Raw genomic sequence first — 3,127 nt, forward strand, 5'->3', positions numbered from 1 at the left:
TAATTCGGAAAGCTGTCTTTGTGTTCTCGTTACACATTCAATCGTTCTTGCATTGAGTCCTACAAAACCCCTTGGGTGTTGTATGGTTAAGCCTCACGGGCAATTAGTACAGGTTAGCTCAACGCCTCACAGCGCTTACACACCCTGCCTATCAACGTTCTAGTCTCGAACAACCCTTTAGGGCACTTAAAGTGCCAGGGAAAACTCATCTCAAGGCTCGCTTCCCGCTTAGATGCTTTCAGCGGTTATCGATTCCGAACTTAGCTACCGGGCAATGCCATTGGCATGACAACCCGAACACCAGAGGTTCGTCCACTCCGGTCCTCTCGTACTAGGAGCAGCCCCTTTCAATTTTCCAACGCCCACGGCAGATAGGGACCGAACTGTCTCACGACGTTCTAAACCCAGCTCGCGTACCACTTTAAATGGCGAACAGCCATACCCTTGGGACCGACTTCAGCCCCAGGATGTGATGAGCCGACATCGAGGTGCCAAACACCGCCGTCGATATGAACTCTTGGGCGGTATCAGCCTGTTATCCCCGGAGTACCTTTTATCCGTTGAGCGATGGCCCTTCCATACAGAACCACCGGATCACTATGACCTACTTTCGTACCTGCTCGAACCGTCATTCTCGCAGTTAAGCGGGCTTATGCCATTGCACTAACCACACGATGTCCAACCGTGTTTAGCCCACCTTCGTGCTCCTCCGTTACTCTTTGGGAGGAGACCGCCCCAGTCAAACTACCCACCAGGCACTGTCCGTAATCCCGATAAGGGACCAACGTTAGAACATCAAGCATACAAGGGTGGTATTTCAAGATTGCCTCCACACATACTGGCGTACGTGCTTCAAAGGCTCCCACCTATCCTACACATGTAGGGTCAATGTTCAGTGCCAAGCTGTAGTAAAGGTTCACGGGGTCTTTCCGTCTAGCCGCGGGTACACTGCATCTTCACAGCGATTTCAATTTCACTGAGTCTCGGGTGGAGACAGCGTGGCCATCATTACGCCATTCGTGCAGGTCGGAACTTACCCGACAAGGAATTTCGCTACCTTAGGACCGTTATAGTTACGGCCGCCGTTTACCGGGGCTTCGATCAAGAGCTTCGACCGAAGTCTAACCCCATCAATTAACCTTCCGGCACCGGGCAGGCGTCACACCGTATACGTCATCTTACGATTTTGCACAGTGCTGTGTTTTTAATAAACAGTTGCAGCCACCTGGTATCTGCGACTCCCAATAGCTCCATCCGCGAGGGACTTCACCGTCGAGAGCGTACCTTCTCCCGAAGTTACGGTACCATTTTGCCTAGTTCCTTCACCCGAGTTCTCTCAAGCGCCTTGGTATTCTCTACCCGACCACCTGTGTCGGTTTGGGGTACGATTTCTTATAATCTGAAGCTTAGAGGCTTTTCCTGGAAGCATGGCATCAATGACTTCACTACCGTAGTAGCTCGACATCGTATCTCAGCGTTAACAAGAGTCCGGATTTACCTAAACTCTCCGCCTACGTACTTGAACCTGGACAACCGTCGCCAGGCCCACCTAGCCTTCTCCGTCCCCCCATCGCAATTATAAGAAGTACGGGAATATTAACCCGTTTCCCATCGACTACGCCTTTCGGCCTCGCCTTAGGGGTCGACTTACCCTGCCCCGATTAACGTTGGACAGGAACCCTTGGTCTTCCGGCGAGGAGGTTTTTCACCCCCTTTATCGTTACTCATGTCAGCATTCGCACTTCTGATACGTCCAGCATGCCTTACAGCACACCTTCAACCGCTTACAGAACGCTCCCCTACCCAATGAAGTAAACTTCATTGCCGCAGCTTCGGTTTATTACTTAGCCCCGTTACATCTTCCGCGCAGGCCGACTCGACTAGTGAGCTATTACGCTTTCTTTAAATGATGGCTGCTTCTAAGCCAACATCCTAGCTGTCTAAGCCTTCCCACATCGTTTCCCACTTAGTAATAATTTGGGACCTTAGCTGGCGGTCTGGGTTGTTTCCCTCTCCACGACGGACGTTAGCACCCGCCGTGTGTCTCCCGGATAGTACTTACTGGTATTCGGAGTTTGCAAAGGGTTGGTAAGTCGGGATGACCCCCTAGCCTTAACAGTGCTCTACCCCCAGTAGTATTCGTCCGAGGCGCTACCTAAATAGCTTTCGGGGAGAACCAGCTATCTCCAGGTTTGATTGGCCTTTCACCCCTAGCCACAAGTCATCCGCTAATTTTTCAACATTAGTCGGTTCGGTCCTCCAATTGATGTTACTCAATCTTCAACCTGCCCATGGCTAGATCACCTGGTTTCGGGTCTAATTCTAGCAACTATACGCCCAGTTAAGACTCGGTTTCCCTACGGCTCCCCTAGATGGTTAACCTTGCTACTAAAATTAAGTCGCTGACCCATTATACAAAAGGTACGCAGTCACAGGACGCAATGCCTGCTCCTACTGCTTGTACGTACACGGTTTCAGGTTCTATTTCACTCCCCTCACAGGGGTTCTTTTCGCCTTTCCCTCACGGTACTGGTTCACTATCGGTCAGTCAGTAGTATTTAGCCTTGGAGGATGGTCCCCCCATATTCAGACAGGATAACACGTGTCCCGCCCTACTCGTTTTCACTTAATATGCGTTGCCGGTTACGGGGCTATCACCCTGTATCGCACAACTTTCCAGAAGTTTCACCTGACGCATAAAACGCTTAAGGGCTAATCCAATTTCGCTCGCCGCTACTTTCGGAATCTCGGTTGATTTCTTTTCCTCGGGGTACTTAGATGTTTCAGTTCCCCCGGTTCGCCTCATTAACCTATGTATTCAGTTAATGATACGTGCTTATGCACGTGGGTTTCCCCATTCAGAAATCCCAGACTCAAATGGTTGTTACTACCTAATCTGGGCTTATCGCAAGTTACTACGTCTTTCATCGCCTCTGACTGCCAAGGCATCCACCGTGTACGCTTAGTCACTTAACCATACAACCCGAAGGAGTTTCGTTAAACAACCAAGTTGTCTCTCTATTTTATGAGTGAGAGACGTTCGATTTTGCCGGACTCAATTTCGAATAATCATCATAAATGATGATATTGCCAAGAACACTTGAATGTGTTTTTTGGTGTTTACCAT

Annotated in this window: 1 rRNA gene; it reads right to left on the reverse strand. The window is 49.8% G+C overall.

From position 1 onward, the window contains the following. Window positions 1-82: 82 nt before the first annotated feature. Window positions 83-2,976: ribosomal RNA gene (locus RH85_RS14695) — 23S ribosomal RNA — on the reverse strand. Window positions 2,977-3,127 lie beyond the last annotated feature (151 nt).

The sequence above is a fragment of the Vibrio ichthyoenteri ATCC 700023 genome, from assembly GCF_000222605.1.
Lineage (GTDB): Bacteria > Pseudomonadota > Gammaproteobacteria > Enterobacterales > Vibrionaceae > Vibrio > Vibrio ichthyoenteri.